Here is a 26,219-nt window from a genome sequence, read left to right on the forward strand (position 1 = left end):
CACCCTTTCCGGGTGGATTTTTTGTTGCCCGGCCCTCGATCGCCCGGCCCGGATCCCCAGCCCCCGTGTGACTTTTCGCGCGCCCGCTACGTCTGTGTAGGTAGAGGCGACTGCTGGGGAGGCACCGTGAAGACCGAGGTCAGGACGCGTTCGGAAGTACTTCAGATCGGAGTAATCACTCCGTCGGAATACCACTCGCTGGCCGAACTCCACGGCGGCCGGAGCTTTCTCCAGGTCGCTTCCTGGGCGGCGGTGAAGACAGAGTGGAGCTCTGAATTGCTGGCCTGGCGAACCAGCGACGGAGAGGTCGCCGGCACGACGCTCGTGCTGTACCGCCGGCTGCCGGGCGTCTCCCGCTGGTACGCCTACCTTCCCGAAGGACCGGACATCGACTGGGCCGATCCACGGCTCGAGCGGTGGCTGGATCCGCTGCTCGAACACCTGGATCGGCGCCAGGTGTTCGCGGTCCGGCTCGGACCGCCCGAGGTTCTGAAACGCTGGCAGGCGACAACGCTCAAGAGCGCCGTACGGCGGGGGCGCCGCGTGGACGACGTACTGCCAGATGTCGTTGAGCCGGTCGGAGCTTCAGTGGCTGATCGGCTGCGCGACCTCGGCTGGAGCCGTGGTGGCGAGGACGGGGCCGGGAGCGACGCACAGCCGCGGTACCTGTTCCAAGTACCGATCGGCGGGCGGACGAACGCCGAGTTGTGGAGCGGGCTCAGCAAGGAGTGGCGGCGCAACATCCAGAAGGCGGAGAAGTCCGGGATCGAGATCAGGCGCGGCTCGGAGAGCGATCTCCCGGCGTTCTTCGCGTTGCTGGAGGCGACCGAACGCCGCAACGGGTTCCGGCTCGGCCGGTCGCTGGCCTACTACCAACGCCAGTACCGCGTGATGAACGCCGAGCGGCACGGCCGGATGCGGCTGTACCTGTCCAGCTGGAACGGCGAGGTGCTCGCGGCCCACACGATGAACGTCGTCGGCCGCCGGGTCTGGTACCAGTCCGGCGCCTCGGCCAACCACCATCGTGAGGTCCGCCCGAGCCACATCCTGCAGTGGACAATGATGACCGAGGCCCAACAGTTGGGCGCCGATCGCTACGACATGCGTGGGGTGTCCGACTCACTCGATCCCGAGGACCGCGCGTTCGGGTTGCTGCGCTGGAAGCTCGGTACCGGCGGTGAACTCGTGCAAGCAGTCGGCGAGTGGGAACGCCCACTGCCCGGACCGATCAATCAGATGCTCCTGCGGGCGATGACGCGCTACCGCTCCCGGCGCTGAAGAAACCGCTCTCCGAGGCGGCCCGGACGATCGTCGCGGCACGCTCTTCCGGAGAGAGAGCTGCCGCATCCAGCCGCAGATCGAACTCGCCGTCCTGGCCCAGGCCGAAATGCCCGCGTGCGTTGCCGAGATGCCGGCCGTGGTGCCGCTCCAGTTCGCGCGCCTCGATGACCTCCAGCGGCGCCTCGACCGAGACCCAATAGACCGCTCTCCCAGCCAGCGCTCGTCGCCAGGCCGGCACGATCGATTCGTCGACCGGCATGTCGTCGAGGATGACGTGATTCCCGGCGTCGAGCAGGGCGAGCACGGCTGCCCGCATGCCTTCGAACATTCGCCGGCCCGCCTCGCCGTAGTGCGTGACGATCCGTGGCTTGCCGTCCGGATCGGTCAACGTTTCCTGCCAGAGCCCGGGGCCCGGTCCACGCCGGTGACCGCCCCAGTCCTGCGGGAACATGTCGTAGAAGTGATCGAGACCGACCAGCAGATAGGGCTCAGGCAGCAGGAGCTGCAGTTGCTTCGCGGTGGACGACTTCCCGGCGCTCGACGTACCGATCAAGATGATCAGTCGGCCACTCGTCATGCGGTGCGTCCTCCAGGATCAATTGCGTTGCGGCGCCAGCGAGAGTCCTGTCATCTTCTAACAGATGACACCTTCCACCGAGCAAGACCTGCGCACTGCGCTCACGAGAGAGCGCTATCCCCGGAGCTCCGGCTACGACCCGAACTGGATCGTCGAGCGACCGATGGGACCGCACCCACTGTGGTCCGTCGAATCGCTGCTGGAAGTCATGACACTCGAACCCGGCATGCGCGTCCTCGACCTGGGCTGTGGCGCAGCGGTCTCGTCGGTCTTCCTGGCGCGCGAGTACGGCGTTGAGGTGTGGGCGGCCGACCTCTGGACCGATCCCACCGACAACTGGGAGCGGATCCGCACCTGGGACGTGGCCCATCGCGTGCACCCGATCCGGGCCGAGGCGCGTGAGCTGCCGTTCGCTCGTGGGTTCTTCGACGCGGTGATCAGCATCGACTCGTACCACTACTTCGGTACCGAATCCCGGTACCTCGCCTATCTCCTCGAGTTCCTCAAGCCGCACGGTTCAATCGGCGTCGTTGTCCCCGGGCTCACCCACGACCCGGGCCTGACGCTCCCGCCGTACCTGGCTGAGCGCTGGACGCCTGACCTGTTCACCTGGCTGGCCCCGGACTGGTGGCGCAACCACTGGCAACGCACCGAGCTGGTCGACGTCACCACCGCCGAGATGGTCCCCGGTGGCTGGGACGACTGGCTGCAGTGGCTCAAGGCCTGCGATCTCGTCGACCGCGGCTACGCTCCCGATGCCGACATGCTCGAGGCCGACCAGGGCGAGCTGCTCGGTCTGGTCCGCCTGCTCGCGCGCCGCCGGTGATCACACTCCAGTTCCATCCGGACTGGCCATCCGCCGGCAGCACCGTGATCGACTCGATGGTTGCCGACGGCATCTACCGTTCGCAGTTCAGCACCGGCACCTCCAACGGCGGTCTCACCGCTCACCCCGGCGGAGACCGCTGGCGTTGGGAGTCGCGCCTCTTCTCCGGCCGGTACGACGACGCTCCCGCCGAAGCCCGACCCGTATACGGCGCCTGGAACCGGCGCGCCGATCCGTACGGGGGAGCGGTCCGCTTCGGATCGTCCTACGTGCGACTACGTCCCGACGTGGCCGACCGCGCCACCTTCTGCTTCCCGGACTCGGTCTATGAACCGACCGATCTCGGAGACCGGAGAGCGCTCCCTCGTCTCTGCGCCCTGGCCGACGAATCAGCCCTGGGCGATCTCGACGACGCCGTCGAAGCCCAGGTCCACGGTCCCGTCCGGTTCAGCACCGACGCCGAGGCCGTCGTACTGGATCCGTGTTTCGCCGGCACACCCATCGCCGCTGCCGCCGAGCGGCTCGGGTGTCCCGTCGAGTACCACCCGGGCTTCAGAGTCCGGCCCGCCGCGATCGGACCGGCGTACCGGGGTTTGCACATCGTTGCGTTGGCCGAGTCCCTCGGCCCGGTGCTGACGCCCGACCTGATCGGCCGAGCAGCCCGAGCCGGGACCCAGTCGTACCAAGACCTCAAACACCTGTGGCACTGCCTGGCTCACTTCGGCCGGGCGGGCAGCGCCACCTGAGTCAGCAAAGCTTGTGGTTCGAGCCCTGGACGCTCGTCACGTTGCCGGCCCACACCCAGCCCATGCCGTTCGACGAGATGTCGCGGGCGTAGTACCAGAGGTTGCCCGAGTCGGGGTTGTACGTCGAGCACCAGATGGCGGCCTTGCCCGAGTGGGCGATCGAAGAGCAGGAGCCCGCCGGTCCGCGGTGGTAGGGAACCGAACCGTTGGTGTAGAGGAACCCGCCGTCCTTGTTCGTTCCGTACTGGGTGCAGTCGATGGCTTGCGACGGGCCGGTCGCCGCGACCAGCGACGCCCCCGTGATCGCTACTGCAACGGCAATCCGGCCAATGATCTTGTTCGGCATGCGCAGTCCTCCCGAATTGGAGTGTTGGCTCCTCTTGGCCAACAAGGCGCTCACGCTAGGCCCGCCCACGCAGACCCCCAAACCTCTTGCAGGTTCCTGCAACCGTTGGTCCGGCCGGTGCCCGGGTGTGAGACTGACCCGCATGGCAGCTTTCACGGAGAACGACGACCTGCAGAAAGCCGTGTTCACGGATGTGAACCTGTCCGGAGCGCGGTTCGTCCGGTGCGATCTGTCCGGGGTGATCCTGCGCGCTGCCGAGGTCGCGGGCGCGGACATCGACGCACCCTGGCTGCTCAGCGGTGACAACGCCCTATTCGTGAACGGAGTCGACGTCGCCCCGTACGTCGACGCCGAACTGAACCGCCGCTTCCCCGGCCGCGAACTCCGCGTCGCCAACGACCCCGAAGCCTTGCGTACGGCGTGGGCCGCGCTCGAACGCGCCTGGGCGACCACGCTTGAGCAGGTCGCAGCGATGCCGGCCGGTACGACGGACATCTCCGTCGACGGCGAGTGGTCGTTCGCGCAGACCCTGCGCCACCTGGTGATGGCGACCAACACGTGGTTCAACGGCGCGATCCAAGGCGCCGAGAACCCGCACCATCCGATCGGCCAGCCGAATGCCGAGTACGAGACCGACGGGCTCGACATGTCCGTGTTCAGTACGGCCAAACCGTCGTACGACGAAGTCCTGGCCGTCCGTGCCGAGCACGTCACCCAGGTCCGCGACTACCTGGCCACCGTCACCACGGACGAGCTCGCCGGCACCCGCAAGAACCCCTGGTCCCCGGAGTACCCAGAGACCGTGCTGTCGTGCCTGCACACGATTCTCGAGGAGGAGTGGGAACACCTCCGCTACGCGACCCGAGACCTCGCTACCCTCACAGCGTGACAGCGCTGACGATCGGACCGCTCCAGTCGGCAGACCGTGAGGCCTGGGAGCACCTGTTCGCCGGCTACAACGAGTTCTACGGCCGGCCGACCATGCCGGACGGCTTCTACGACCACGCCTGGGTCAGGTTCCAGCGAGACGAGCTGCATGCTCTCGGCGCACGCCTGGACGAGCATCTCGTCGGCATCGCCCACTTCCTCACCCACGCCAGTACGACGGCCGCCGACTCCTGCTACCTCCAGGACCTCTTCACCGCTCCAGAGGCCCGCGGCCAAGGCGCCGCCCGCGCCCTGATCGCCGCCGTCGCCACCTGGGCCACCGACCACGGCTGCAGCCGCCTCTACTGGTCAACCCACGAGTCCAACGCCACCGCGCGACGCCTCTACGACCAGGTCGCCGAGAACCGCGGCTTCATCCTCTACTCCCTGCCACTCACGTAGTACGGCGGGCGTTCAGGACCTGTTCACGAGCATGATCATGCTGAGGAACAGCGCCAGACAGGCAAGGACCACACCGATCGCGGCCATCGGCTTGCCGCGACGGCGTCCGGTCAGGGCGACGATCGCGAGAGCCAGCCCGGGCAACGCGAACGGCAACGGCGAGTAGGCGCGGATGCCATCCAGATTGATCGGCAGCAGCCACACCCCGCACGCGACAACGCCCAAGACCAACGCGACCGCGGCGATCCAGGCCCCCTTGGGAGGCTCCACCGGGGGCGGTCCACCGGGCCACCCGCGCCCATGCGGATCGGTCCAGGGTTGACCAGGCGGCGGACCATAACTCATGAGCACTCCACAGGGCGGATCGGATGCTTGTCCACATTCGTATCAGCTGAGCGGGTCCTCGGCGCTCACACCGTACGGCGGAGGTGGCGGGGGACGGCTCGCATGACGCGGCCGAGATCGTCGGTGATGGCGGAGACGCGTTCGGCGCGGCCGTCGTCGTCGATGTAGATCATGACGGTGCGGACGTCGGCATGGCCGGACAGCTCCTGGATGTCCTCGGCGTTGAGGCCGCGGCGCTTCTGGTCGGTGATGGCGGTGGCGCGCAGCGAGTGCGGAGTGACCTTCTCCGGGCGCGGGATGCCTGCGGTCTTGGCGAGCCGGCGGAGTAGCCGAGTGACGTCGTGGCGGTCGAGGCGGTTGCCGGACGCGTCGGCGACCAGAGGCGCTGGGCCGGTTCCGGTCCACGGTGGGCGGATGGCGACGTACAGGTCGAGGAGCTCGGCGACGGTGGTCTCCAGGGGGACGCGGACGGAGGCGCCGCCCTTGCGGGTGATGACGAGCCAGGTACGGCGGCCTTCGTCCTGGCGGTCCTTGTCGTCGGCGGCGCAGAGCTCGGAGACCCGGAGCGCCCCGGTGAAGAGCAGGCCGACGACGAGGGCGTCCCGCACGTCGGTGGCGGCCGCGAGGATGGCTGAGATGTCGTCTGCCTGCAGTACCCGGGCGGAGGTCGCGCGGCGGCCGCGGTGGAACTTCGGGCGATGGTCGTCGTCGGAGATGGGGGAGACCACCTGCAGACCCCAGCTGGCGGCGTACCGGTAGAGGCTCGAGAGCGTCGACAGCCGGCGCGCGATCGAGGACTGGGTGACGCCGGCATCTTGCTGCTGCGACAACCACATCGTCACCTCGGCGCGGTGCAGATCAAGCGCGAAGCGGTCCCGGCCGAGCTCACGGCGCGCCCACTCGGCCCACAGCAGCAGGTCGTCGGCGTACGCGATCCGCGTCTGGGTGCTCGCTCGGCGCGTGCCGCCCAGCCACAGCACGGAGAGCGCAGTCAGCTCGGGTGCCAGGGCAGCGGCCAGCAGGTCCAGTCGGTCGACGGGTTCCGCCGAGCGCTCAGCTCCTAGGGGACGGCGGGCTCCGAGGGATCGTCGTACGGCGGCTTCGGTCGCCCGATCGGGCAGGGGCTCTTTTTCAGCGAGCTCGTCACGTCGTTCCAGGGAGGTTCCGCGCTCATCGTCCACAGCGTAGATCCTAGCGCATAACGGGGATTATGCGCTCTCTCCAGGTTTTGTTTAGTTCTCATAGTTCAGTCAGATCTGACGTAACTAAACGAACGTAACTACGAACGAAATGACGAAACTAGGATAGGATGACCTTCATGACGGCGACCGAAACTGAACAGGCCCGCAGCGGGCTGTGTGAGTTCCCTGGCGTGAACTGCCCGAACCCGAAGCTGGTAGATGCCGGAGCATCGGGCCGGCCGCCGAAGTACTGCGGCCTGGAAGGCCCAGGGATCGACGGGAAACTGGTCGTCCACAACAAGGCGACCGCTTGGTCGGCCAAGAAGGCCGCTGAGAGACGCCCTGAGCGCGCCGCCGGGGGAGCGGGGTCGCTCTCGCCGCTGCCGGCCGGGCCGGTGACGACCGCCAGGACAACGCTCGAGAACCAGATGCTGGAGCTGCCCCGGCGACTCGATCAGCTGCAGGAGTTCCTGACCGGGATCACAGCAGCAGTTCGCGCGTACGGCGATGCCGAAGCGGTGGCTGCCGAGGTGGAGCAACTGCAGGCTTCATCGCGAGCCCAGGTGGCCGAGGTCGAGCGGCAACGCGGCGAGGAGGAGCATCGCCGGCGCCAGGCCGAGCAGCAGGCCGCTGATGCCGAAGATGCGCGGGAAGAGGCTGATGCCGCCGCCCAGGACGCGATCGAGGAGCTCGAATCCGCCCGCGCCGAAGCGCTGGCTGCGCTGACCGCGGCAGAGAAGGCCCGGCAAGACGCTGTCACAGCTCGCGAGAGCGCTGCCGCCGATGTCGAGCAGGCCCGCGCTGAGGTGACGGCCGCGCAGGAAGCCGCCACGGCACACGCCGAAGAGCTGCGCCTGGAAACCGAGCGGCGCATCGCCGAGATCCAATCGGCTGCAGAGCTCCAGATCCAGCAGGCGCGGACCGAGGTCGAGGTCGCCCGGATCGCCCAGGCCACGGCTGAGTCTGAGCGCCAGACCGCTCAGCACACTGCCGACCAGCTCCGCGCCGAGCTGCGTGAACTGCGCGACCAGCACCGCGGCGAGCTCGAAGCCCTGCGCACCGAGCACCGTGCCGATCGCGACCAGCTGCGCTCCGATCACCAAGCCCAGCTGGCCGACATCAGGCAAGCAGCAGCTGACCGCGTCGCGGCTGCCGCGTCCGCCCAGCGCGCAGCCGAACAGACCACTGAGGCACTGCGCGAGCAGCTCGTCGCGCGTCCGGAGCCGGTCATCGCGGAGGACGCGGTGAGTGCTTGACCGAGCGCGGTCAGTGACTGACCATGATTCCAGGCCGCAGCTGATCCACCGATTACCTGCGGCGATACCCACGTCCAGGAATGCGCGTCCGTTCGTCAATCATTGACGAATGGGCGCGCATTCTTCGCATTTTCCCCGGCTTTGCGCAAAGCGAAATGCGCTGCCCGTCGGCGAACCTTGACAGACATTGTCGAGCTTTGTCACGCTCACCTGTGAGAGCGTGATCACTGTGCTCTGCCGCCCACTGCAGCGCCTGAAGTGAGGTCCAGCCGACGTATGAGTGACAAACTGGGGAATATCTCGGCGACAGCATCCAAAAACCTGAGAATCGGCCAGCGAAGGGAGACAACGGTACGCCGCGCACTCGACGTACTGGCGGAGACGGAATGTTTCGAATCGCCCTGGCAACTGTGGAGCGCGCTCTATGCGCTCATTTCCGCGGGTGAACTCCGCCGGGCCGACCAGTACTGCCTGTGGCTGGCCGAGCATCCGCGGACGTCCCAGGAAGCCCTCGAAGGCATCACTCTGATCCAGGCTCGCACGCGTTTCCTCCGCGGACAGGTGAGCCAGGCGCTCGCGGCGTACTCGCTGCCGGTGCGGGTGGATCGGCTGGCCGCGATTCGCACGGCCTGGACGATCGAGGCGATGCTCGATCTGGGGGAGGTGAAGGGCGCTCAGCAGCTGCTCCGGAGTCGGCGCCTCGACGGCACCATCCCCTCCGGACTCCCGGGGCGTGGCACGTTGCTCACCGCCCGCGGGCAGCTTCAGCTCGCGCTCGGAGTGACGCACCAGGCGGTGGCCGACTTCATCGAGAGCGGCCGCCCGCCGGCCAACGGGCCGATCGAGAACCCAGCGGTCACCTCCTGGCGATCGCGCGCAGCGCTTGCTCTGGCTGCAGATCGACCTGAGTTGGCCGCTCGGCTCGCTGACGAGGAGCTGATGCTCGCGATGCGCTGGGGTGCTCCGCGCCAGATCGGTTGGGCGCTCCACGCGCATGCGATGGTCCGTGACGACCAGCAGACGCCTGCGCTGCTCGGTGAGGCGATCGACTTGCTGGAGATCGCCGACGCCCGCAGTGAACTCGTGCCGGTCTTGTTCCGGACAGCCGGTCACCTGGCCGCCAAGGGCGATGCACTCGCCGCCCGGCAGCGCCTGACCCGAGCCTCCGAGCTGGCCCGGCAGGACGCTCGGTCGCACTGGGCCAAGCGCATCGACTCGGCGCTGCATCGGCTCCAGGGGCGCCGGCCCCACCCAACGCTGACCAGACAGCAGCTTCGGGTGACCAGTTTGGCCCGTGCCGGTTCCACCAATCGGCACATCGCTTCCCAGCTCAACCTGTCCGTGCGGGCGGTCGAGTTCCACCTCTCCGCGGCGTACCGGCGGCTGGGGATCTCGGGGCGCGCGGAGCTCTACCAGATGATGGGCTGAAGGCGGGTACGCCGGCCTTCCTGTGTGAGGAGGATGGCCGGCTGCAGCTCCCGGCGTCCGGAGATGCCGAGCTTGCGGTAGACCGACGACAGGTGGAACTCGATCGTCCGGACCGTCAGGCACAGGTGCTCGGCGATCTGCCGGTTGGTGCGCCCCGGCTGAACCTCTCGCGCAACGGCCAGCTCCTGCGGGGTCAGCCGCGCCGGTCCGGGGGCTCCCTCGAGCTGGTTGATCGCTGCGGCGATCCGGTCCCGCCACAGGTCGTTTCCGACCTCGTCAGCCAGCGCCCGCGCCGTACCGAGCAATGCGAGCGCTGACGCGTCGTCGCTGCGTTCAGCCCGCAGTACGGCGAGGTCGTACTTGACCCGGATCTGTTCGAGCAGCGCACCGCTGCCGGCCAGCTCGCTGTCCGCGCTCTCCAGTAGCTCCATTCGGGCCTGCTCGTCAGGGGCGAGCCGAGCGGACACCTGCAGCGCGATTCCGCTGGTACGGCGTCCGCCCCAGGAGCGGGCGGCTGCGAGCTCGTCACTCGCCAGTGTCTTCGCGAGCCAGTTCCGGCGCGTCATGTGTGCACACAAAGCGGCATACGCACGCCAGTTGGCCACCGCAGGATTCACCACGGCCCACGCGGTCAGCTCCCGACCACAGGCGGAGTAGTCGTCGTACGCGAGTCCGAAACGCCCCTCCGCCAGGTGCAGAGCACCGCGAGCAGCAAGCAGCTCAGGCCGATCCGGTACGTCGACCAGCTCGCCGTCGTACCCGTGGAGGCGCAGCAACTCGTTGGCCTGCTCTAGCTCGCCGAGATCAACCAGCGCGGAGACCCGCCACGCGACAGCGGCCGGGATCAGATCAGCCCGCAGGTCACCGCCGAGGAGAGTGCCGAGCTGCCCGGCCGCCTCCCGGCTGCGGCCCTGGCAGGCGACGATCCGGGCCAGCAGCATCGCGAACACCGGGCAGACCTCGCCGGCAGTCAGCATCCTGAGGAGACGAGACTCGGCCTGCGCGAACTCCTCGGCGTACAGGAGCACCAGTAGCGCCCGCAGCATCGACGCCGGGCTGGTCGGTGGGGAGTCCAGCGTCATGAGCGCTGCGGCGACGGCTGGTTCACGGTCGCGCTTCTGGTTGACCGCGAACAGATGCCGTAGCAACGTGGCTGCCGACGGTGCGGCCAGAGCCGGGTCGTCGGTCGCACCGCCCACGGCGTACACCAGCGGTTCCAGCTCGTCGGCACGCAGGCGCTGCGGATCCGCGCCGGCCGCCACGATCGCGTCCCGCCGTCGATTGCTGTCGGCCAGAAAGTTCATCCCCAGTTCCCCCGTTGCGCTGACCTGGTCCTGGAAACGCTCCCAGGTCAGCTGATCCTCGCCTGCCGATCACCCGCAGTCTCTACGGTGCAACCACAGAGTTGTCACCGATGGGTTGCGGAAAGGTGCGCGCGCTCACCCTGGGCCCCGAACAGCGTCAGCAGCTCGGCCGGCTGATCGTTCGCGCTGCCGATCGCGTGCGGCACCCGGGTGTCGAACTCGGCAGCCTCGCCGGGCCCGAGCCGGAGGTCCTGCTCGCCGAGAATCAGGCGGACCTGACCGTTGAGGACGTAGAACCACTCGTAGCCGTCGTGGGTCTGCAGCTTCACCGGTCGCGAGGGGCGCGCAGGCGGATGGATCACCTTGTAGGCCTGGATCCCGCCGGCCCGCCGCGTCAGCGGGATCACGGTCAGTCCATATCGCCGTACCGGCCGCAGGTGGATGCGCGGATCGCCGGTGAGCGGTGCCTGGACGAGATCTTCCAGCGGTACGCCGTGCGCCCGGGCCAGCGGCAGCAGTTGCTCCAGCGTCGGGCGGAGCTTCCCGTTCTCGAGCCGCGACAGCGTGCTGGAGGTGATGCCGGTCTCGGTCGCGAGGTCGGCCAGCGTCACTCCACGGGCCCGACGCAGCGCCCGCAACCTCGGTCCGACTCCGGCCAGAACGTCCTGCTCAGTTCTCTCCATGGGCTCATGATGCGGATCCGCAAGAACTCTTGCAAGAACGGAGCGGGCGCGACGAGTCTGGACGCATGAACCTCAGCAAGTGGATCCGCAGTACGGCGGCCGTCCTGACCGTTCTGGCCCTCGCGGTCGGTCCGGTCCAGGCGGCGGCCCCGGCCACTGTCCGACCGGCAGGCTTCGAGACAGCCACCCGCGACGACGCCGCATTCAACCGGGTGTTCCGTCACGAGTTCGCCGACCTCGACGGCGTGAAGCTGCACTACGTCACCGGTGGGACCGGCGCACCGCTTGTCCTGCTGCACGGCTGGCCGCAGTCCTGGTACGAGTGGCACGAGCTCATGCCGGTCCTCGCCAAACGCTTCACGGTGTACGCCGTCGACCTGCCAGGGCTCGGCGACAGCCAGGGCGCACCGACCAGCTATGACAAGGCCACGCTCGCCCGATACCTCCACAGACTGCTCGCCGGCAAACTCGGCCTGCGCTCGATCAACCTGGTCGCCCACGACCTCGGCGCCGGGGTCGGCTTCCAGTACGCCGCTCAGTTCCCGCGCGAGGTGATCAAGTACGCCCACCTGGACTACCCACTCCCAGGACCCGCCCTGAGCGCCGTCAGATACCGCTCTCTCAGTTGGCACCTGGCATTCCACGCCCAGGACGACTTCCCCGAAGCGGTGGTCGCCAACGACGTCCGGAGGTACCTAGGCCTGTTCTTCCCGTACGTCGCCCGCGGAGGCGGGAGCTTCGGCGGTACCAACACCACATCGCCGTACAGCGATCAGGAGATGGACGAGTTCGCCCGCACCTATCGCCGCCCATCGGTCCTGACCGGCGGATTCGAGCTCTACCGGACACTGGACCAGGACGAACGCGACAACACCGCAGCCATCCCCGTCGGTACGCCGACTCTGCTCCTGACCGCGGAGGGCATGCTCCCGTTCACCCGCGCCACTCTCGAGCCGCGGCTGAGCCGGATCACCCGGGCTGTCGAGGTCCCCAAGGCCGGTCACTGGCTCGCGGAGGAGAATCCGAGGTTCGTCACCGCCGAGCTGCTGAACTTCTTCGCCGGCTGACGGACATGTCGAGGACGTGGTGGCGGCTTCGTCTCAGGGGTACAAGCAACGAAACGGAGAACCACCGTGACTGTTCAGCGCATGGACAACGTCGGCATCGTCGTCGGCGACCTGGAGGCCGCCATCGCCTTCTTCACCGAACTCGGGCTGGAGGTCGAAGGCACCACCCAGGTCGAGGGCCCGTGGGCAGACCAATGCGTCGGACTCGACGGCGTCGTCTGCGACGTCGCGATGCTGCGAACCCCCGACGGCTCGGGCCGCTTCGAGCTCGCGCAGTACCGCCACCCCGTCGCCCTGCCGGCCCCGGACAACCCACCGCACAACACGCTCGGCATGCACCGGGTGATGTTCGCCGTCGACGACATCAACGACACCATCACCCACCTCCGCCCGTACGGCGCCGAGGTGGTCGGCTCGGTAGCGCAGTTCGGCGACAGCTACCGCCTCTGCTACATCCGTGGCCCCGAAGGCATCCTCATCGGCCTGGCCCAGCAACTGAGCTGAGGCCATCGATGCGTCGCCCGGACCCTCACCAGATGCTGACCCGCTCGGCCGGGTCGAGCCACAACGCGTCGGCTGGCCCGACCTCGAACGCGCTGTAGAACGCGTCGAGGTTCCGGACGATCACGTTCGTCCGGAACTGCGGTGGGGAGTGCGGGTCGACGGCGAGCAGGCGGATCTCCTCGGCGGTCCGCGCTTTGCTGCGCCAGATCTGCGCCCACGCGATGAAGAACCGCTGATCGCCGCTCAACCCGTCGAGGACCGGTGCCTCCGCTCCACCCAGCGACAGCCGGTAGGCGGTGTGCGCGACGGCGAGCCCGCCGAGGTCACCGATGTTCTCGCCCAGGGTCAAGGCGCCGCTGACCCCGTGACCCGGAGCGCCTGCCGGCTCCAGCCCGTCGAACTGATCGACCAGCCGCCGGGTGCGCGCCTCGAACTCGTACCGGTCGGCGTCGGTCCACCAGTTCGCCAGGTTGCCGCTGCCGTCGTACTTGGAGCCCTGGTCGTCGAAGCCGTGCCCGATCTCGTGACCGATCACCGCACCGATCGCTCCGTAGTTCGCGGCGTCGTCGGCCTCCAGATCGAAGAACGGCGGCTGCAGAATCGCCGCCGGGAAGATGATCTCGTTCCACCGCGCGTTCGAGTAAGCGTTCACCCAGTGCGGATCCATGAAGGTCCACACCCGGCGATCCGCGGGACGGTCGAGTCGCTCCATCGAGCGGCGTAGGTGATCGGCAGCGGCCCGGCGGACGTTCCCGGCGAGATCGTCGGGGCGGATCTCCAGCCGCGCATAGTCGGTCCACACCTCGGGGTAGCCGATCTTCACGACGAAACGGCCGAGCTTGTCGAGCGCACGTTCCTTGGTCTGTGGGCTCATCCAGTCCAGCGCCGTGATGTGTTGCCGGTACGCCTCGATCAGGTTGTCCACCAGCTCGGTCATCCGCAGCTTGGCCGCCGGCGGGAAGTGGCGCTCGGCGTACAGGCGTCCGAGTGCTGAACCCATCGCGGTCTCGACGATGTCGAGGCCGCGCTTCCAGCGGGCGCGTGGTTCGGTGGCGCCGGTCAGCGTCCGGCCGTAGAACGCGAAGTTCTCCTCGACGAAGGCCGCGCCGAGCAGGGGAGCGGCCGTCTTCACCACTCGCCAGGTGAGCCATTCCTTCCACTGACCGAGCGGTACCTCACTCAGCAGCTTGGCGACCGCGCTCAGGTAGCTCGGCTGCCGAACGATCACTTCGGCGAAGGCCTCCGATGCGATCCCCGCACCGGCGAGCCAGGCGGCCCAGTCGAGGCCGGCCAGCTCGGCGAGCCCGGCCCGGTCGAACTTGTTGTACGACGCGGTGGCGTCCCGCTTGGCGACGACGTCCCAGTGCTGCTCGGCCAGGCGGGTCTCGAGCGCCACGATGCGGTCAGCGGCCGCGGGAAGCTCGGCGAGCTCGAGCATCCTGGCGACATGCGCGACGTAGGCCGTGCGCTCGGTCTCGAAGCCGTTTTCGCGGTAGTACGACTCGTCGGGCAGGCCGAGTCCGGACTGGCCGAGATGGATCAGGAACCGCTCGGAGTTCTTCGCGTCGATCGCGACGTCGCAGGTGAAGAGCCCGTCGACCCCCTCGGTCCGCAGCCGCCCGAGCACCTGCAGCAGACTGGACAGGTCGGTGACCTGGTCGACGAGGCCGAGCTGCTCGATCAGCGGCCGGAGTTCCAGCTGCTCGATCGTGTCCTCGGCCAGGAAGCTCTGCAACAGATCGGCGACCTGACGGGCTTCGGCATCACCGCCAGCGGCCTCCGCGACGATCACCTGGAGGTTCTCCTCGGCCTGCAGCGACAGCTCGACGAAGGTGTCCATCCGGGCCTGGTCGGCGGGGATCTCCGTGCGCGCCTGCCAGCCCTCGGTCACGTACTCGTGCAAGTCGTCCTGTGGGCGGACCTCGCCCGACAGGCTCCAGACGTCGATGCCCGAACGCGTCATGAACCGCTCCGTTCCCTGTCAGGCACGCGCACTGCGCACCCGACAGGGAACCCTAGTTCGGCAGCGGTCCAGTTCAGCCGAGCGTGAGGGTGACGCCGTAGTACTGGGCGGCGTCGACGACCGGCTGATAGAAGGAGTAGGAGCCGGTGGCGTTGCTGCCTTGGTTGAAGCCACAGTCGTGGCCGTCGCTCGGGCCGCCGGAGGTCATGCCCTGGGCGAGGGTGCCGGAGATGTAGGCACCGCCCGAGTCGCCGCCTTCGGTGCAGACGGTCGAACGGGCCAGGCCGCTCGTGCGAGTGACCGAGCCGCCGGCGCCGCCGTAGTTGACGGTCAGGTTGTACTGCGTGATCGTGCCGCAGGTCCAGCCGGTCGTGTTGCCGGCCTTGCAGATGGTTGAGCCGACCGGAGCCTTGGAGGAGCCGGTGACCCGGGTGGTCTGGCCGTTGCGGTTGTCGATGTAGCCGCGACCGACGTTGGTGGAGTCGATGTCCATCAGCCCCATGTCGACGCTCGGCGACCCGGTCCGGAACCGGCTCGCCACCCCGACACCCAGCCGGACGGCGGAGCGGTTCTGCACCATCGGGTTGCCTTCGACGCAGTGACCGGCGCTCAGCATCACGTTGTCGCCGCCGTTCCGCGTCCCGGAGAATCCGAGCGAGCAGTTGGTGCCCGGCACCAGGTCCATGATCTGGCCGCCGATCACGTCGGCGGTCATCGTCAGCGTGGTGTCGTTGGTGCTGACCTCGACCCCTGGGATCGCCTTCAACTGCTTGACCAGGGCAACCGTCTTCGCGGACTGCTTGCCGGGCTGGAGCACCACCTGCAGCCGGTCGGTCGGCAGGTCGGCGCCGATCGACTGAACCTGCAGCGAGCCTGACTTGTCAGCCAGGGCCTGCACCTGGGCTTGCAACTTGGCCAGTGCCTTCTCACCACGAGCCACAGTCCGGGGAGACAGGCCCTGCGCACGAGCGAGGTCGGCGGCCTTCGCCGAGTGCACGTTCACGACCAGCTGCCGGTCGGCGTTGAAGAAGGCACCATCCAGTTGGCTTTTCGCAGTCTCGAAGGCAGCGGCCTTGGTGTGCTCACCATCGAGCCGCACCTTCGCCTCGGCCGGGCTGACACCCCAGCTCTGGCCGAGTACGTCGTACACACCGTCGATGGGGGATGGGATGGGTGCACTCGTCGCGCTCTGCATCGGCGCCAGGGCGGCGGCACCGAGTCCAAGAGCGAGAACTGCACCAGTGAAGGACTTCCGGGGGCGGGGCGGGAAGCGCATAGTTCACATCCGATTCCTCTGGGGTGGCCTGCCTCAGGGCCACGATGTTGGGAATCGTTGTCGGTAACAAAACGTCCTGACAAGCCGTCGCCCCGCCCCGAGGGGTCGCACAAGGGCAAACCTTCGGTTCACCCTGCGTCAACCACCCATTGACCGAGGGTGAACAATTGTTGAACCCCGCCGATCGAGGGTTCAGCCCGCACCGAACGAAGGAAGTCGCTCGAACACCGCGATCGCCTCCGGGGGAAACTGCCGCGGCGGATCGATGGAACCCTTCTCCGCACCCCTCAGGTGCCGCTCGATGAAGCCCTGCGCATTACTGAGCGCTGCAGCGCATTGGGCCGGTGTGATGGCACCCTGGGTGAGAGCCTCACCGAGCTCGTCCAGGTCGAGCACGTGGTAGCGCGCAGCGCCGGGCGGCACGAGGAAGTCGACGTACAGGTCATGGACGACCAGGCCGGCGTCGGTCTCCTCGATCTCGACCACATCGACGTACCACCAGCCGATCAGCGGCCCCTCGAACGTCACGGTCCGGATCAGTTGGATGCCCTGGTCGAGCAGGAGGTAGGCGCGATCGACAGTCGGGTGCCCTGCAACCTGCCACCGAGGCAGGATCGGCAGGTCGTAGGCGACCACCTCACCGAGCCGTCGGCCGGGGCACCACTGGCCGGTGCGGTGCAGGACTTGGACGTGTTCCATGACACATGCTCCTTTGGGCAGGTGGGCGGGTATGAAAGGGCGCTGCGGGAGCGTTACCGGTTGTATGGCGGTCATCTTCCTTGGCCGCTGACCGCTCCCGAGAGGACTACTCAGTGCCTGAGTTCGATATGCATGATCTGAACCAGAAGGTCATCGCCGACTTCCGTGCCAACAACGGAAAGGTGACCATCGAGCCGTTTGCCGGCGGACCGATCGTGCTGCTGCACCACGTCGGCGCGAAGACCGGCACGAAGCGAGTGACACCGCTCGCGTACGACGAGGTCGACGGCAAGCTGTTCATCATCGCCTCCAAGGCCGGTACGCCGGAGAACCCGGCCTGGTATCACAACCTGCTGGCCAACCCCGAGACCACGATCGAGTTCGGTCCGGACACCCTCGAGGTCACCGCCGAGGCGTTGACCGAGGGCGAGGAGCGGGCGCGGCTGTACAAGCACATCTCCGACAAGATGCCGAACTTCGCCGAGTACCAGAAGAAGACCGACCGGCTCATCCCGGTCGTCGTGCTGCACCGCAAGTAGGTTCCGCGTCATTGGGCGTGCCAGGTGCGCCAGAGGCGGCCGTAAGGGCCGTTCGCGGTGACCAGGTCTTCATGGGTGCCGAGCTCGACGAGTCGGCCGGCATCCATGACGGCGATCCGGTCGGCGTCATGAGCCGTCTGCAGGCGGTGCGCGATCGCGATGACCGTGCGCCCCTCCAGTACGGCGGCCAACGACTGCTCCGTCTGGCGAGCCGTCCTCGGATCGAGCAGTGCCGTGGCCTCGTCGAGGATCAGGGTGTGCGGGTCAGCCAGGACGACTCGGGCGAGTGACAGTTGCTGAGCGCTCGCATCGTCGAGCTCGAGTTCGGTGTCCAGCCCGTCGGTGAGATCGTGGAGCCAATCCGCGCCGACCACCGACAAAGCGGCGTACAGGTCCTCGTCGGTGGCGGTCGGCTTCGCGATCAGCAGGTTGTCCCGCAGCGTGTCGTGGAAGACGTGATGGTCCTGAGTGATCAGTACGACGTGCTCGCGGAGCTCATCCGGCGGCAGATCGACAACCGCCGTACCGCCGATCGTCACCGAGCCGGTGTGCGGGCGGTCGAGACCAGCGAGCAGCCGCGCGAGCGTTGACTTGCCCGCGCCGGAGGTCCCCACGATCGCCAGGCGCTCGCCGGGCTGCACCACCAGGTCGATCCCGCGCAGCACGTCGCGCGCACCGGTGTAGCTGTAGTGCGCGTTCTCCACCCGGATGCGATCACCGATGTTCTCCGCCACCGGAGCGGCAGACTCCGCCGCAGGGACATCCGCCAGACCCTCAACCCGCGCGTACGACGCTCCAGCGCCTTGCAGCTGCTCGATCCACAGCATCAAAGTGTCGAGCGGACCGACAAGCTGGCGGAGGTAGACCGTCGCGGTGATGACGACTCCGAGGCTGACCAGATCCTTCGTGTACAGCGCGAAGCCGACCAGCAGCACACCGACCACCGGCAGCGACAGCGCGATCTCCGCCCACGGGAACAGCACCGTCCGCAACCACAACGCCCCAAGCCTCGCGGACCGCGACTCAGCGATGGCTGCCTCGGAGACCTCGGTACGGCGGTCCTCCAGCGCGAGCAGCTCGATCGTCCGAGCCCCCTTGGCGTTGCTGGCGACAACCCCAGCCACCTCCGCGCCTGTCGCGGCAACCGCCAGATACACCGGCCGCGCCCGCCGCATGTACCACCGAACGGCCGCGCCGACACCGATCAAACACACCAGCCCACAGAGCCCGAGCCGCGGATCAAGAACCAGTACGGCGACCACTAGGAACAGCGCGTGGACCACGGCCACGAGCACCTCGGGCACCGCGGACCGCAGCGTGAGCGCGACAAGCGACGCATCGGTGCTGCCGCGAGCGATCAGATCGCCGGCCGGAAGATGATCGGCAACCCGAGGCGGCAGCGCCAACGTCCGCAGCAGGAACCGCTCCCGAACCCGCGCCGCCGTCCGCTCACCGAACCGGTATCCGATCTTGAGCGCCCACCACGACAGCACCATCTGTACGACGGTGAACTCCAGCGCGCCGAATGCCAGCCGATCGACCGCACTGAGCACATTCCCCGAACCGGCCTGGATCGTGTCGATGATCCGGCCCAGCAACAGCGGCCCGATCAAACCGGCTCCAGCAGCCAGCCCGTTGACCAGCACGAGCCGCACCACCGCCCACCGGTCCGCCGCCAGGTCGCGCATCGCGGCGGCACGGACTTCGGCCGGACTCGCGACCGGCATCTGCCTACTCATCGTCGCCGTCCTGAGCACGCGAGACCAACTCGCGGTAGTAGGGATCGCTGTGCAGCAGGTCGGTATGTTTGCCGACCGCCGCCACCTTGCCCTCGACCAGCACGATCACCTCGTCGGCACGATCCAGCACCAGCGGCGACGTCGTCGTGATCACCGTCGTCAGGTCACGCCGGACTTCGCGGATCCGGTCGATCATGGCCGCTTCCGTGTTCGCATCGACCGCGGACGTCGGGTCGACCGCGAGCAGCACATCTGGGGCGGCGTACACAGCGCGAGCGAGCCGGATTCGTTGCCGTTGGCCACCAGACAGGTCGCTGCCGCCGGCAGAGACCGCCGAGTCCAGACCGTTCGGCAGCGCCTCCACAATGTCCTCAGCCACCGCGGCCCGAACCGCCGCCTGAATCCGCTCGTCCTCAGGCTCCAGCCGACCGGCGACAATCTCGCGGACTGTCCCGGCGAAGAGTTCAGCATCGTTGTCAGCGACAACCAACCGCTGCCGGAGCTCCGCACGGCTGACCTCACCCACGCGCACCCCGGCCCACGTCGTACCGGAATCGTTGCCGAGCCGCTCGATCACACTCGAGGTCTCGGCGGGGCGCGCGGCCACCAACGCCGTCAACAGTCCGGGACGAATGATCACCCCCGACTCAGCATCGGCCAACGGGCCACAGCCGTGGGGGAGTGGCGCCGTACCGGAATCGTCAGCGACAGGGAGGTTCAGCAGGTCGATGATCCGCTGACCAGCCACCCGGGCGCGCGCGATGTCGCCACCGCCCTCGATAAAGTTCGCGACGGGCACCACCAGTACGGCGACGTACCCGTAGACCGCGACGACATCGCCGATCGTGATCGCTCCGGTCGCCGCCATCCGCGCCGACAACCACACGACCGCGGCCAGGAACAACGCCGGCAGCCCGGTCGACAGCGCTCCCACCCAACTCGCCGGCCCCGCGACTCGGTAGCCGCGACGCACCAGGCGCTGCGACTGTTCGCCGTACCGGTCGGCGACGAACGTCTTGCCGCCGAGGCCGTTGAGAACCCGGAGCCCAGCCAGTACGTCGACCAGTCGGGTCGTCAACCGGCCTTGGTGCACCCGGTACTCGCCACCCGTGCGCTCGATGCGCTGCAGGAACGGCCCGACCGCGACCACGATCAGTGGAACGCCGGCCAGGACGACCGCGGCCAGGAGTGGTGAGATCGCGAAGAGGATCACCGCGACCACGCCGTACGCGATGACTGCGCCGACGCCCGGGCCGGTGACGGTCAGCGCCATCGCGACCGTGTAGACGTCGGAGATGCCGACCGTCACGACCTCTCCGGCGCTGATGCCACGCGTCAGCGAAGCGCCGAGCCGGGAGGTGTGCCAGACCGTCGCGCGGACCGAGCGGAACGACGCGTCCATCCGGATCTTCGTCATCGTCCGGTGCCGAGCGACGGCGAGCAACGCGATCAGGACGCTCACCACCAGCAGCACCAGCGCCCACTTGACGAGTGCGCCGGTGTCGCGTGGCCGGAGTCCTTCGTCGACCGCCTTCGACAACACCCACGGCGGTACCGCGAGCCCGACCATCCAGACCGTGCCGAGGAACGCACCGAGCGCGACCCGGCGCGCTTGCGACCGCGTCAGCCAGAACAGGAACCGGAACGGGCCGGCCAGGTCCTTCGCTGTCGGTGGGGCCCACGTGTCCGGCGTTCTGTCCAGCCACTCGCGAAGCCTCGCCATACCCCGATCCTTTCAGGCTCAGGGGTCCGGCGGGGGAGGGAGGGTTGCAGGTTGCTGCAGCCTCAGCCACCGAACCAAACCGGCCCGGCTGTCGTCGGAGCAACCAACCTAGATGAAAGGACCCTGTCTTGCGGCCCGATCATTACGACAGCTTCGCACCGAGAATGACTCCAGGCTCATGAACGCCTACTACGAACGCCCCCGCGATGCTCGACCTGGCCGGTGACGTCTCGGGTCGCAGCGTGCTCGACGCGGGCTGCACATTTCCTCTGCTTCATCTTCTTCGTTCTCAGCGCTCCCAGTCCCGCCTGAGCAGCCCGTAGACCCACGAGTCGGAGACGTCGCCGTTGACGACACAGTCTTCTCTGAGGGTTCCTTCCCGCAAGAACCCGAGCTTCTCCAACACGCGAGCCGATGCGGCGTTGCGGGTGTCGCACTCGGCCTGCACCCGATTCAGATCAAGCGTGTCAAAGGCCCACCCCAGTACGGCGCCCGCCGTCTCCGTCGCGTATCCGTGTCCCCACGCCGCCTCGCCGAAGCAGTACCCCAGGGCCGCGCTGCGGAAGTCCGCATTCCACTGGGTCAGGCTGCACCACCCGATGAACACGCCGTCCGACGCCCGATCCACAGCCAGCCGAGCCCCAACGCCCTCCTCAGCCAGCTGCCGGCACTTCGCGACAAACCCCTCAGCCCGTGAACGCTCCGTCCACGGCGGCGAGTCCCAATACCGCAGTACCGTCGCATCGCTGTGCAGCGCATACAGCGCGTCCGCATCCGAATCCTCGAACGGCCGCAACCGAAGCCGATCGGTCAACAACGAGGGAGTAGGCAACAACATGCAGCCAACCAAGCACCCCAACACCTCCACCGGCAAGTGGGTTTGAGGTGGTCCTCATCCGCAGTGCACAGCCCGGCGAGGCCGATGCGTTGGCAGAGTTGCATGCCCGGTCGCGAGCTGTGTACTACCGCGCCGGCGGCCATGACGTCGCGACACATCCCGACGAGGGATACCGGGAGGGCTGGCGCAGGCTGGTCGACGATTCCCGGATCATCGTTCTCGTGGCCGTCTCCGGTGATGAGCTCGTCGGCGTGCTCACGGTCGACGTCAGCACGTCGTACCGGAAACGCGTTCGGCTCACCGGCATTTTCGTCGAACCGGGTCAGTGGTCAATCGGTGTCGGTAGCGCTCTGATGGCGCGCTTCATCGCGATAGCTCAGGAGAGCGATGCCGTCGGCGAGGTCGAGGTGTGGGAACGGAACTCGCGCGCCATCCAGTTCTATGAGCGACACGGCTGGACCCGAGACGGAACCTCCCGCCCAGGGCCTGCCGGCGCGGCGTACCTCGGCTACGTGCATCCGGTTAGCGCTCAACCGGGAAGACGAGGTGAATGACTTGGTCGCCCTGGACGCAGACGGTCGGGTTGCCGAGCTTCACGTCCTCGGCGGAGAGCTTGCCGAAGAACGGGCGGTTGCCCTCACCCATCACGACAGGGACCAGGTCGACGGCCACCTCGTCGAGCAGGCCCAGATCCAAGCACTGCTTGGCGATCGTGCCGCCGGTGACCGTGACGACGCGATCCCCGGCGATCTTCTGGGCGTGGGCGATCGCCGACTCGACACCGTCGGTCACGAACGTGAACGGCGCGTCGGGATGTGCATCAACCCACTCGGTCGGAACCTCGTGCGTCACAACGACAACGGGCACGTCCAGCGTGTGACGACCCTGCCAACCCGCGGCCACCTCGAACAACGCCCGCCCGCACACCAGCGCACCAAGCGACGACACCCACTGCTGCAGGTGTTCCAAGCTCGGGGGAGTGAGGTGGAGAGTGAAGTCGCCCGCCGGCGTGGGCATCTCGACCTCGCCGTTCTGCAGCCAGTCGAACAACCGGCCGATGCTGTTGTCCTGCTTGGCGACATACCCGTCGAGCGACATGTTCGCCTGCGCAACTACCTTGCCCATGATGCCTCTTTCTCGTTACCAGCTGATGCCTCAACTCTCGCCGCGGGACCCGGTTCGCGTCATCACCAGATCTGGTGACTTCATCGCTTGCCACAAGTTGATCGGACCAGTCCGCACACCTACCGGAAGGCTCACGAGTGACCACCGACTACGACACCTTTGCCGACGCCTACTCGCGGGCAAATGAGACCGGCCTCCTCAACGCCTACTACAACCAGCCGGCGATGATCGGCTTGGCAGGGGAGATCGACGGTCACCGAGTCCTGGACGCCGGCTGCGGATCCGGTCCGCTGACCGCGGCGCTGCGCGACAGGGGAGCCGTCGTGACCGGCTTCGACCAGAGCCAGGCCATGATCGACCTGGCCCAGCAGCGGCTGGGCGCCGACGCAGACCTGCGTGTCGCCGACCTCGCGGATCCGTTCCCGTTCGACGATGACACCTTCGACGAAGTCCTCGCCTCGTTGTGTCTGCACTACCTGGAGGACTGGACAGCACCACTGGCCGAGCTGCGGCGCGTCCTGAAGCCTGGCGGTCGGCTGATCCTGTCCGTGCCGCACCCCAGCGCTTACCTGGTGAACTATCCGGACCGCGACTACTTCGCCGTCACCAAGTACTCGGAGACCTTCGACTTCGCCGGCCACGAAGGAACATTGACCTACCGGCACCGCCCGCTGCACGCCATGACCGACGCGTTCACCCAGGCAGGCTTCCAGCTCCGCGTCGTCAGCGAACCGCCGTACGCGACCGACACGCCCCGCGAGATCCTCCCGCCCGAACTCGAGGGACGCAAAGCCTTCGTCTGCTTCCTCTTCTTCGTCCTAGAGGCGTGAGGCTTCCAGCACCTTGCTGATCACGTGCTGGGCGTAGTTGGCACGCGCCGGGTTGGTGTCCTGGTGGGCAGCCAGCACGATCACGGCCTGGGACAACGTGCGGCCGCGGCCGCGGAGCCAGGTCGCGTCGTTGACGTCCAGCGCCGTACGGAACTCGTCGTGGAGGTTCGCGGGCAGCAGGTGCCACGCGGGGAACAAGTCGCACGCCGGGTCGCCGACACCGCACGTCTCGAAGTCGAGCACGGCGGTCAGCCGACCCTTCGCCGACACGAGCAAGTTGCCCGGCGTCAGGTCCGAGTGCACCCACACCTCGCTCCCGTCGTACGGGGCTTTGAGCGACTCCTCCCACGACGCGACCGCGGCACGGGTGTCGATCAGGCCATCCAACTCACCGATCGCATTCCTGGTCGGGGCATCTATAGAGATCATCGCAGCGCGCGTACGGCGTTCGCCCAGGTACACCGGTGACCGGTCGGGCAGGTCGATCCGGCGGAACGCATTGATGAACGCGGCGAGGTCCGTCGCCAGCCCTCGTGGATCAACCAGCGCGTCGGCGGACGGATGCGTACCGGTGAGCCAGCGGTGGACGGACCACACGCCCGGGTAGGCGTCGCTGGGGGAGCCGATCGCCTCGACCGAAGGGATGGCCACCGGCAGAAACGACGCGAGTGCCCCGAGCTTCTCTTGCTCCCGATGCACGATGTCGGCGGTCGACGGCCGGAACGGCAGCCGTACTGAGAGGTCAGAACCGAGCCGATAGATCGCGTTCACCACGCCGCTGGAATCGACCGGCTCCAGTGGTAACCCGGCCCACTGCGGGAACTGAGCGGCCACCAACTCGCGAACGAGCACTGTGTCGATGTCCATCTCGTCAGGGTGGATCTTCCGGTGGCTCACCAGCCCATCCGAAGGTGCAGCCCGATCCGCTGTCAACCGGGTTACGGGGGAGTACCCGACAGATCGAGGCGGTAGGTTGCCTATCTGCCGTCGGAGAGGTGTGAGCGCATGTCCACGATCAGCAACTCGGAGGCGATCGCAGCATGGTCGGCGATGCCGGCTGACGCGATCGAGGCATACGACGATCAGGGTGACTTTTCCAAGCGCCATTTGATGAACGAGAACGTGCTGCGGATGCTGGGGACCGTCGATGGCCGGAAAGTCCTCGACGCAGGCAGCGGCGAAGGTTATCTGAGCCGGCTGCTGGCCGACGCCGGAGCCGACGTGGTTGGTGTGGAGCCGGCCACGGCGCTGCTGGCGCGCGCTCAGAAGCTTGAGCAGGAACGGCGCCAGGGGATCAGGTACGTACAGGCTGATCTCTCGACGTTGCCGGAGGTTGGCCAGCCCTTCGACGCGGTGGTCTGCAGCATGGTGCTGCTCGCCATACCCGACTGGCAGTCGGCAATGGCGGCCTGCGTCCGCGCCCTGAAGCCGGGCGGCCGGTTCGTCTTCTCGATCACGCATCCGGCGTTCGAGAATCTCTACCCGACGTGGCGGGAACACGGTCACTACCAACTGGACCGCTACCTGGACGAGTACGAGATTCCAGGCGGTCTCGCACCAGATTTCCACCGTCCGCTGTCTGCCTACGTCAACGAGCTCATCGGTCTCGGTTGTCGCGTACTCGAACTGTGCGAACCAAGACTTGATCCACAGGTCGCACGAGACAGCGAAAACGACGCGCTCAAGTCCTACGTCGCACTGCCGAACTTCCTGATCATCAGCGCCGAACGCGACGCGGGGTAGCGGTTCCGCAGCTGCATCAGATCCGGTCCTCCACGTACTAGTTGACATAATGTCGCTTATCGGCGCTTAAATCACGGGAGCTGCATCATGGAGCAACGGCTGCGGGCGCTCGCCTTGCTCACGTTCCGCCCGGAACGAAGCTGAATAGGCTCTGACCTTTCACCAGTGGCTCCGGCTCGCCGGTGAAGCGGTGGACGCCGACACCGAATCCGGCGTGAGGGTCCGACAGCCACACACGCTCGAAGCCACGCTGCTCGAACCAGTCGCAGATCGCTGGCACCAGATCCGGATCGTTGCGCTGACGGGTCCAGATGACAGTCGCACCGGTCCGACAGAGCTGCGGGCAGCCCGCGATCGTCCGCTCTATGTCCTCGTTCGTGATGTTGCCGAAGATCCCGCACAGCAGTACGAGTTCGGCCGGCACCATCCCGTCATAGTGGTCCGTCAGGGACGCATCGCCCGTGATCACCTCGACCTGCTCCGGAGCCCGCGCCCGGGCGTTAGCTGCCAGCTCAGGATCCAGCTCGACGAGGCGGCCGCGAACGTCGACATGACGTGCGTGATCCTCAAGGACACCGAGGATGTCCCGGCCCTGCCCCGCACACAGCTTGATCACCGGCACCGGTCCGGCGGGGGCACGGTCGAGTGCGTCCCGGATCTGCGCCTGCACCGCCTCCAGGCGCCGCGATAGTGCGGAGTCAGGGTCGTCGTATTGCCGGTGCCATGCCTGCCAGTCCATCACCCGACTTTACGGTCGAGTAGGTCCAAGGCACCACGGCGCGGTGGGGAACTCCCGGTACTCCAACAACCGTCGTTACCAGTCAAGTCACGGAAGTCTTCTGCACGCGCGCGGCGCATCGCACGAGCTGAT

Annotated in this window: 28 protein-coding genes; 13 read left to right on the forward strand and 15 right to left on the reverse strand. The window is 67.5% G+C overall.

The genetic code is table 11. The annotated features are described in order from the left end of the window. The first annotated feature begins 126 nt into the window (after positions 1–126). The gene (locus ACIA49_RS22435) at positions 127–1,278 is read left to right on the forward strand and encodes a lipid II:glycine glycyltransferase FemX (RefSeq protein WP_396379200.1); all 1,152 of its coding nucleotides are present in this window, start codon (positions 127–129) and stop codon (positions 1,276–1,278) included. Here the strand turns inward: ACIA49_RS22435 and ACIA49_RS22440 are convergent. Continuing rightward, positions 1,229–1,858, reverse strand: a complete 630-nt coding sequence (locus tag ACIA49_RS22440; RefSeq protein ID WP_396379202.1) for an AAA family ATPase — start codon at positions 1,856–1,858, stop codon at positions 1,229–1,231. The genes ACIA49_RS22435 and ACIA49_RS22440 overlap by 50 nt on opposite strands. Positions 1,859–1,922: 64 nt before the next feature. Between ACIA49_RS22440 and ACIA49_RS22445 the strand changes: the two genes are divergently transcribed. Then, complete coding sequence (locus tag ACIA49_RS22445; protein ID WP_396379205.1) at positions 1,923–2,684, forward strand: SAM-dependent methyltransferase; 762 nt, start codon at positions 1,923–1,925, stop codon at positions 2,682–2,684. Next, a complete protein-coding gene (locus ACIA49_RS22450) occupies positions 2,681–3,430 on the forward strand; it encodes a DUF3626 domain-containing protein (RefSeq protein WP_396379207.1) in 750 nt (249 codons plus the stop codon). The genes ACIA49_RS22445 and ACIA49_RS22450 overlap by 4 nt, the downstream gene beginning before the upstream one ends. Position 3,431: 1 nt before the next feature. On the opposite strand, the gene ACIA49_RS22455 is transcribed toward ACIA49_RS22450, so the two are convergent. Beyond that, entirely contained in the window at positions 3,432–3,776 is a 345-nt protein-coding gene (locus ACIA49_RS22455) for a hypothetical protein (RefSeq protein ID WP_396379209.1), read from the reverse strand. Positions 3,777–3,918: 142 nt separating this feature from the next. Between ACIA49_RS22455 and ACIA49_RS22460 the strand changes: the two genes are divergently transcribed. Both ACIA49_RS22460 and ACIA49_RS22465 read left to right on the forward strand, forming a co-directional pair. After that, positions 3,919–4,665 carry a DinB family protein gene (locus ACIA49_RS22460; protein ID WP_396379210.1) on the forward strand — a complete coding sequence of 249 codons (747 nt, stop codon included), beginning with the start codon at positions 3,919–3,921 and terminating at the stop codon, positions 4,663–4,665. Beyond that, positions 4,662–5,105 (forward strand): GNAT family N-acetyltransferase, encoded by a 444-nt coding sequence (locus ACIA49_RS22465; RefSeq protein ID WP_396379212.1) that lies wholly within the window; start codon positions 4,662–4,664, stop codon positions 5,103–5,105. Before ACIA49_RS22460 ends, ACIA49_RS22465 begins: the two co-directional genes overlap by 4 nt. A 12-nt stretch (positions 5,106–5,117) precedes the next feature. Here the strand turns inward: ACIA49_RS22465 and ACIA49_RS22470 are convergent, their stop codons facing one another. Further along, positions 5,118–5,375 carry a hypothetical protein gene (locus ACIA49_RS22470; RefSeq protein ID WP_396379213.1) on the reverse strand — a complete coding sequence of 86 codons (258 nt, stop codon included), beginning with the start codon at positions 5,373–5,375 and terminating at the stop codon, positions 5,118–5,120. A 140-nt stretch (positions 5,376–5,515) separates the two neighbouring features. Next, positions 5,516–6,631, reverse strand: coding sequence for a tyrosine-type recombinase/integrase (locus ACIA49_RS22475; protein ID WP_396379215.1), 1,116 nt, complete (start codon positions 6,629–6,631; stop codon positions 5,516–5,518). 137 nt (positions 6,632–6,768) lie between these two features. Between ACIA49_RS22475 and ACIA49_RS22480 the strand changes: the two genes are divergently transcribed. Then, positions 6,769–7,887, forward strand: a complete 1,119-nt coding sequence (locus ACIA49_RS22480) for a hypothetical protein (RefSeq protein WP_396379217.1) — start codon at positions 6,769–6,771, stop codon at positions 7,885–7,887. A gap of 276 nt (positions 7,888–8,163) precedes the next feature. Beyond that, positions 8,164–9,315, forward strand: coding sequence for a LuxR C-terminal-related transcriptional regulator (locus ACIA49_RS22485; RefSeq protein WP_396379219.1), 1,152 nt, complete (start codon positions 8,164–8,166; stop codon positions 9,313–9,315). Here the strand turns inward: ACIA49_RS22485 and ACIA49_RS22490 are convergent. Together ACIA49_RS22490 and ACIA49_RS22495 are read right to left on the reverse strand one after the other, a co-directional pair. Next, the gene (locus ACIA49_RS22490) at positions 9,297–10,619 is read right to left on the reverse strand and encodes a LuxR C-terminal-related transcriptional regulator (RefSeq protein WP_396379221.1); all 1,323 of its coding nucleotides are present in this window, start codon (positions 10,617–10,619) and stop codon (positions 9,297–9,299) included. The genes ACIA49_RS22485 and ACIA49_RS22490 overlap by 19 nt on opposite strands. 104 nt (positions 10,620–10,723) lie before the next feature. Further along, the gene (locus ACIA49_RS22495) at positions 10,724–11,302 is read right to left on the reverse strand and encodes a helix-turn-helix domain-containing protein (RefSeq protein ID WP_396379222.1); all 579 of its coding nucleotides are present in this window, start codon (positions 11,300–11,302) and stop codon (positions 10,724–10,726) included. 65 nt (positions 11,303–11,367) lie between these two features. On the opposite strand from ACIA49_RS22495, the gene ACIA49_RS22500 reads away from it, so the two are divergent. Further along, complete coding sequence (locus tag ACIA49_RS22500) at positions 11,368–12,369, forward strand: alpha/beta fold hydrolase (RefSeq protein ID WP_396379223.1); 1,002 nt, start codon at positions 11,368–11,370, stop codon at positions 12,367–12,369. 66 nt (positions 12,370–12,435) lie between these two features. After that, a complete protein-coding gene (locus ACIA49_RS22505; RefSeq protein WP_396379226.1) occupies positions 12,436–12,873 on the forward strand; it encodes a VOC family protein in 438 nt (145 codons plus the stop codon). A 25-nt stretch (positions 12,874–12,898) separates the two neighbouring features. On the opposite strand, the gene ACIA49_RS22510 is transcribed toward ACIA49_RS22505, so the two are convergent. From ACIA49_RS22510 to ACIA49_RS22520, 3 genes are all read right to left on the reverse strand, one after another. Continuing rightward, positions 12,899–14,836 (reverse strand): M13 family metallopeptidase, encoded by a 1,938-nt coding sequence (locus ACIA49_RS22510; RefSeq protein WP_396379227.1) that lies wholly within the window; start codon positions 14,834–14,836, stop codon positions 12,899–12,901. A gap of 73 nt (positions 14,837–14,909) precedes the next feature. After that, positions 14,910–16,112: a S1 family peptidase gene (locus ACIA49_RS22515; RefSeq protein WP_396379229.1), complete on the reverse strand. Its 1,203-nt coding sequence runs from the start codon at positions 16,110–16,112 to the stop codon at positions 14,910–14,912. A gap of 192 nt (positions 16,113–16,304) precedes the next feature. Beyond that, positions 16,305–16,811 carry a DUF402 domain-containing protein gene (locus ACIA49_RS22520; RefSeq protein ID WP_396379230.1) on the reverse strand — a complete coding sequence of 169 codons (507 nt, stop codon included), beginning with the start codon at positions 16,809–16,811 and terminating at the stop codon, positions 16,305–16,307. A 113-nt stretch (positions 16,812–16,924) separates the two neighbouring features. Here ACIA49_RS22520 and ACIA49_RS22525 point away from each other — a divergent pair, with 113 nt between their 5' ends. Next, positions 16,925–17,350, forward strand: coding sequence for a nitroreductase family deazaflavin-dependent oxidoreductase (locus tag ACIA49_RS22525; protein ID WP_396379232.1), 426 nt, complete (start codon positions 16,925–16,927; stop codon positions 17,348–17,350). Positions 17,351–17,358: 8 nt separating this feature from the next. Here ACIA49_RS22525 and ACIA49_RS22530 read toward each other — a convergent pair whose 3' ends face one another. The 3 genes from ACIA49_RS22530 to ACIA49_RS22540 all read right to left on the reverse strand — a co-directional run bounded on the left by ACIA49_RS22530 (position 17,359) and on the right by ACIA49_RS22540 (position 21,626). Then, positions 17,359–19,089 carry an ABC transporter ATP-binding protein gene (locus tag ACIA49_RS22530; protein WP_396379234.1) on the reverse strand — a complete coding sequence of 577 codons (1,731 nt, stop codon included), beginning with the start codon at positions 19,087–19,089 and terminating at the stop codon, positions 17,359–17,361. Further along, complete coding sequence (locus ACIA49_RS22535; protein WP_396379235.1) at positions 19,082–20,812, reverse strand: ABC transporter ATP-binding protein; 1,731 nt, start codon at positions 20,810–20,812, stop codon at positions 19,082–19,084. Before ACIA49_RS22535 ends, ACIA49_RS22530 begins: the two co-directional genes overlap by 8 nt. Before the next feature lie 289 nt (positions 20,813–21,101). Continuing rightward, positions 21,102–21,626, reverse strand: a complete 525-nt coding sequence (locus tag ACIA49_RS22540; RefSeq protein WP_396379237.1) for a GNAT family N-acetyltransferase — start codon at positions 21,624–21,626, stop codon at positions 21,102–21,104. Between the two features lie 71 nt (positions 21,627–21,697). On the opposite strand from ACIA49_RS22540, the gene ACIA49_RS22545 reads away from it, so the two are divergent. Beyond that, positions 21,698–22,204 carry a GNAT family N-acetyltransferase gene (locus ACIA49_RS22545; protein ID WP_396379238.1) on the forward strand — a complete coding sequence of 169 codons (507 nt, stop codon included), beginning with the start codon at positions 21,698–21,700 and terminating at the stop codon, positions 22,202–22,204. On the opposite strand, the gene ACIA49_RS22550 is transcribed toward ACIA49_RS22545, so the two are convergent. Next, a complete protein-coding gene (locus ACIA49_RS22550; protein WP_396379240.1) occupies positions 22,173–22,775 on the reverse strand; it encodes a dihydrofolate reductase family protein in 603 nt (200 codons plus the stop codon). The genes ACIA49_RS22545 and ACIA49_RS22550 overlap by 32 nt on opposite strands. 137 nt (positions 22,776–22,912) lie before the next feature. On the opposite strand from ACIA49_RS22550, the gene ACIA49_RS22555 reads away from it, so the two are divergent. Continuing rightward, positions 22,913–23,605 (forward strand): class I SAM-dependent methyltransferase, encoded by a 693-nt coding sequence (locus ACIA49_RS22555; protein ID WP_396379241.1) that lies wholly within the window; start codon positions 22,913–22,915, stop codon positions 23,603–23,605. On the opposite strand, the gene ACIA49_RS22560 is transcribed toward ACIA49_RS22555, so the two are convergent. Continuing rightward, positions 23,594–24,472: an aminoglycoside phosphotransferase family protein gene (locus ACIA49_RS22560; protein ID WP_396379242.1), complete on the reverse strand. Its 879-nt coding sequence runs from the start codon at positions 24,470–24,472 to the stop codon at positions 23,594–23,596. The two genes, ACIA49_RS22555 and ACIA49_RS22560, sit on opposite strands and share 12 nt — an antisense overlap. A 183-nt stretch (positions 24,473–24,655) precedes the next feature. On the opposite strand from ACIA49_RS22560, the gene ACIA49_RS22565 reads away from it, so the two are divergent. Beyond that, positions 24,656–25,348, forward strand: coding sequence for a class I SAM-dependent methyltransferase (locus ACIA49_RS22565; protein WP_396379243.1), 693 nt, complete (start codon positions 24,656–24,658; stop codon positions 25,346–25,348). Positions 25,349–25,466: 118 nt separating this feature from the next. Here ACIA49_RS22565 and ACIA49_RS22570 read toward each other — a convergent pair whose 3' ends face one another. Further along, positions 25,467–26,087 carry an SAM-dependent methyltransferase gene (locus ACIA49_RS22570; protein ID WP_396379244.1) on the reverse strand — a complete coding sequence of 207 codons (621 nt, stop codon included), beginning with the start codon at positions 26,085–26,087 and terminating at the stop codon, positions 25,467–25,469. Positions 26,088–26,219 lie beyond the last annotated feature (132 nt).

It is taken from the genome of Kribbella sp. NPDC051587 (genome assembly GCF_044453945.1).
Lineage (GTDB): Bacteria > Actinomycetota > Actinomycetes > Propionibacteriales > Kribbellaceae > Kribbella.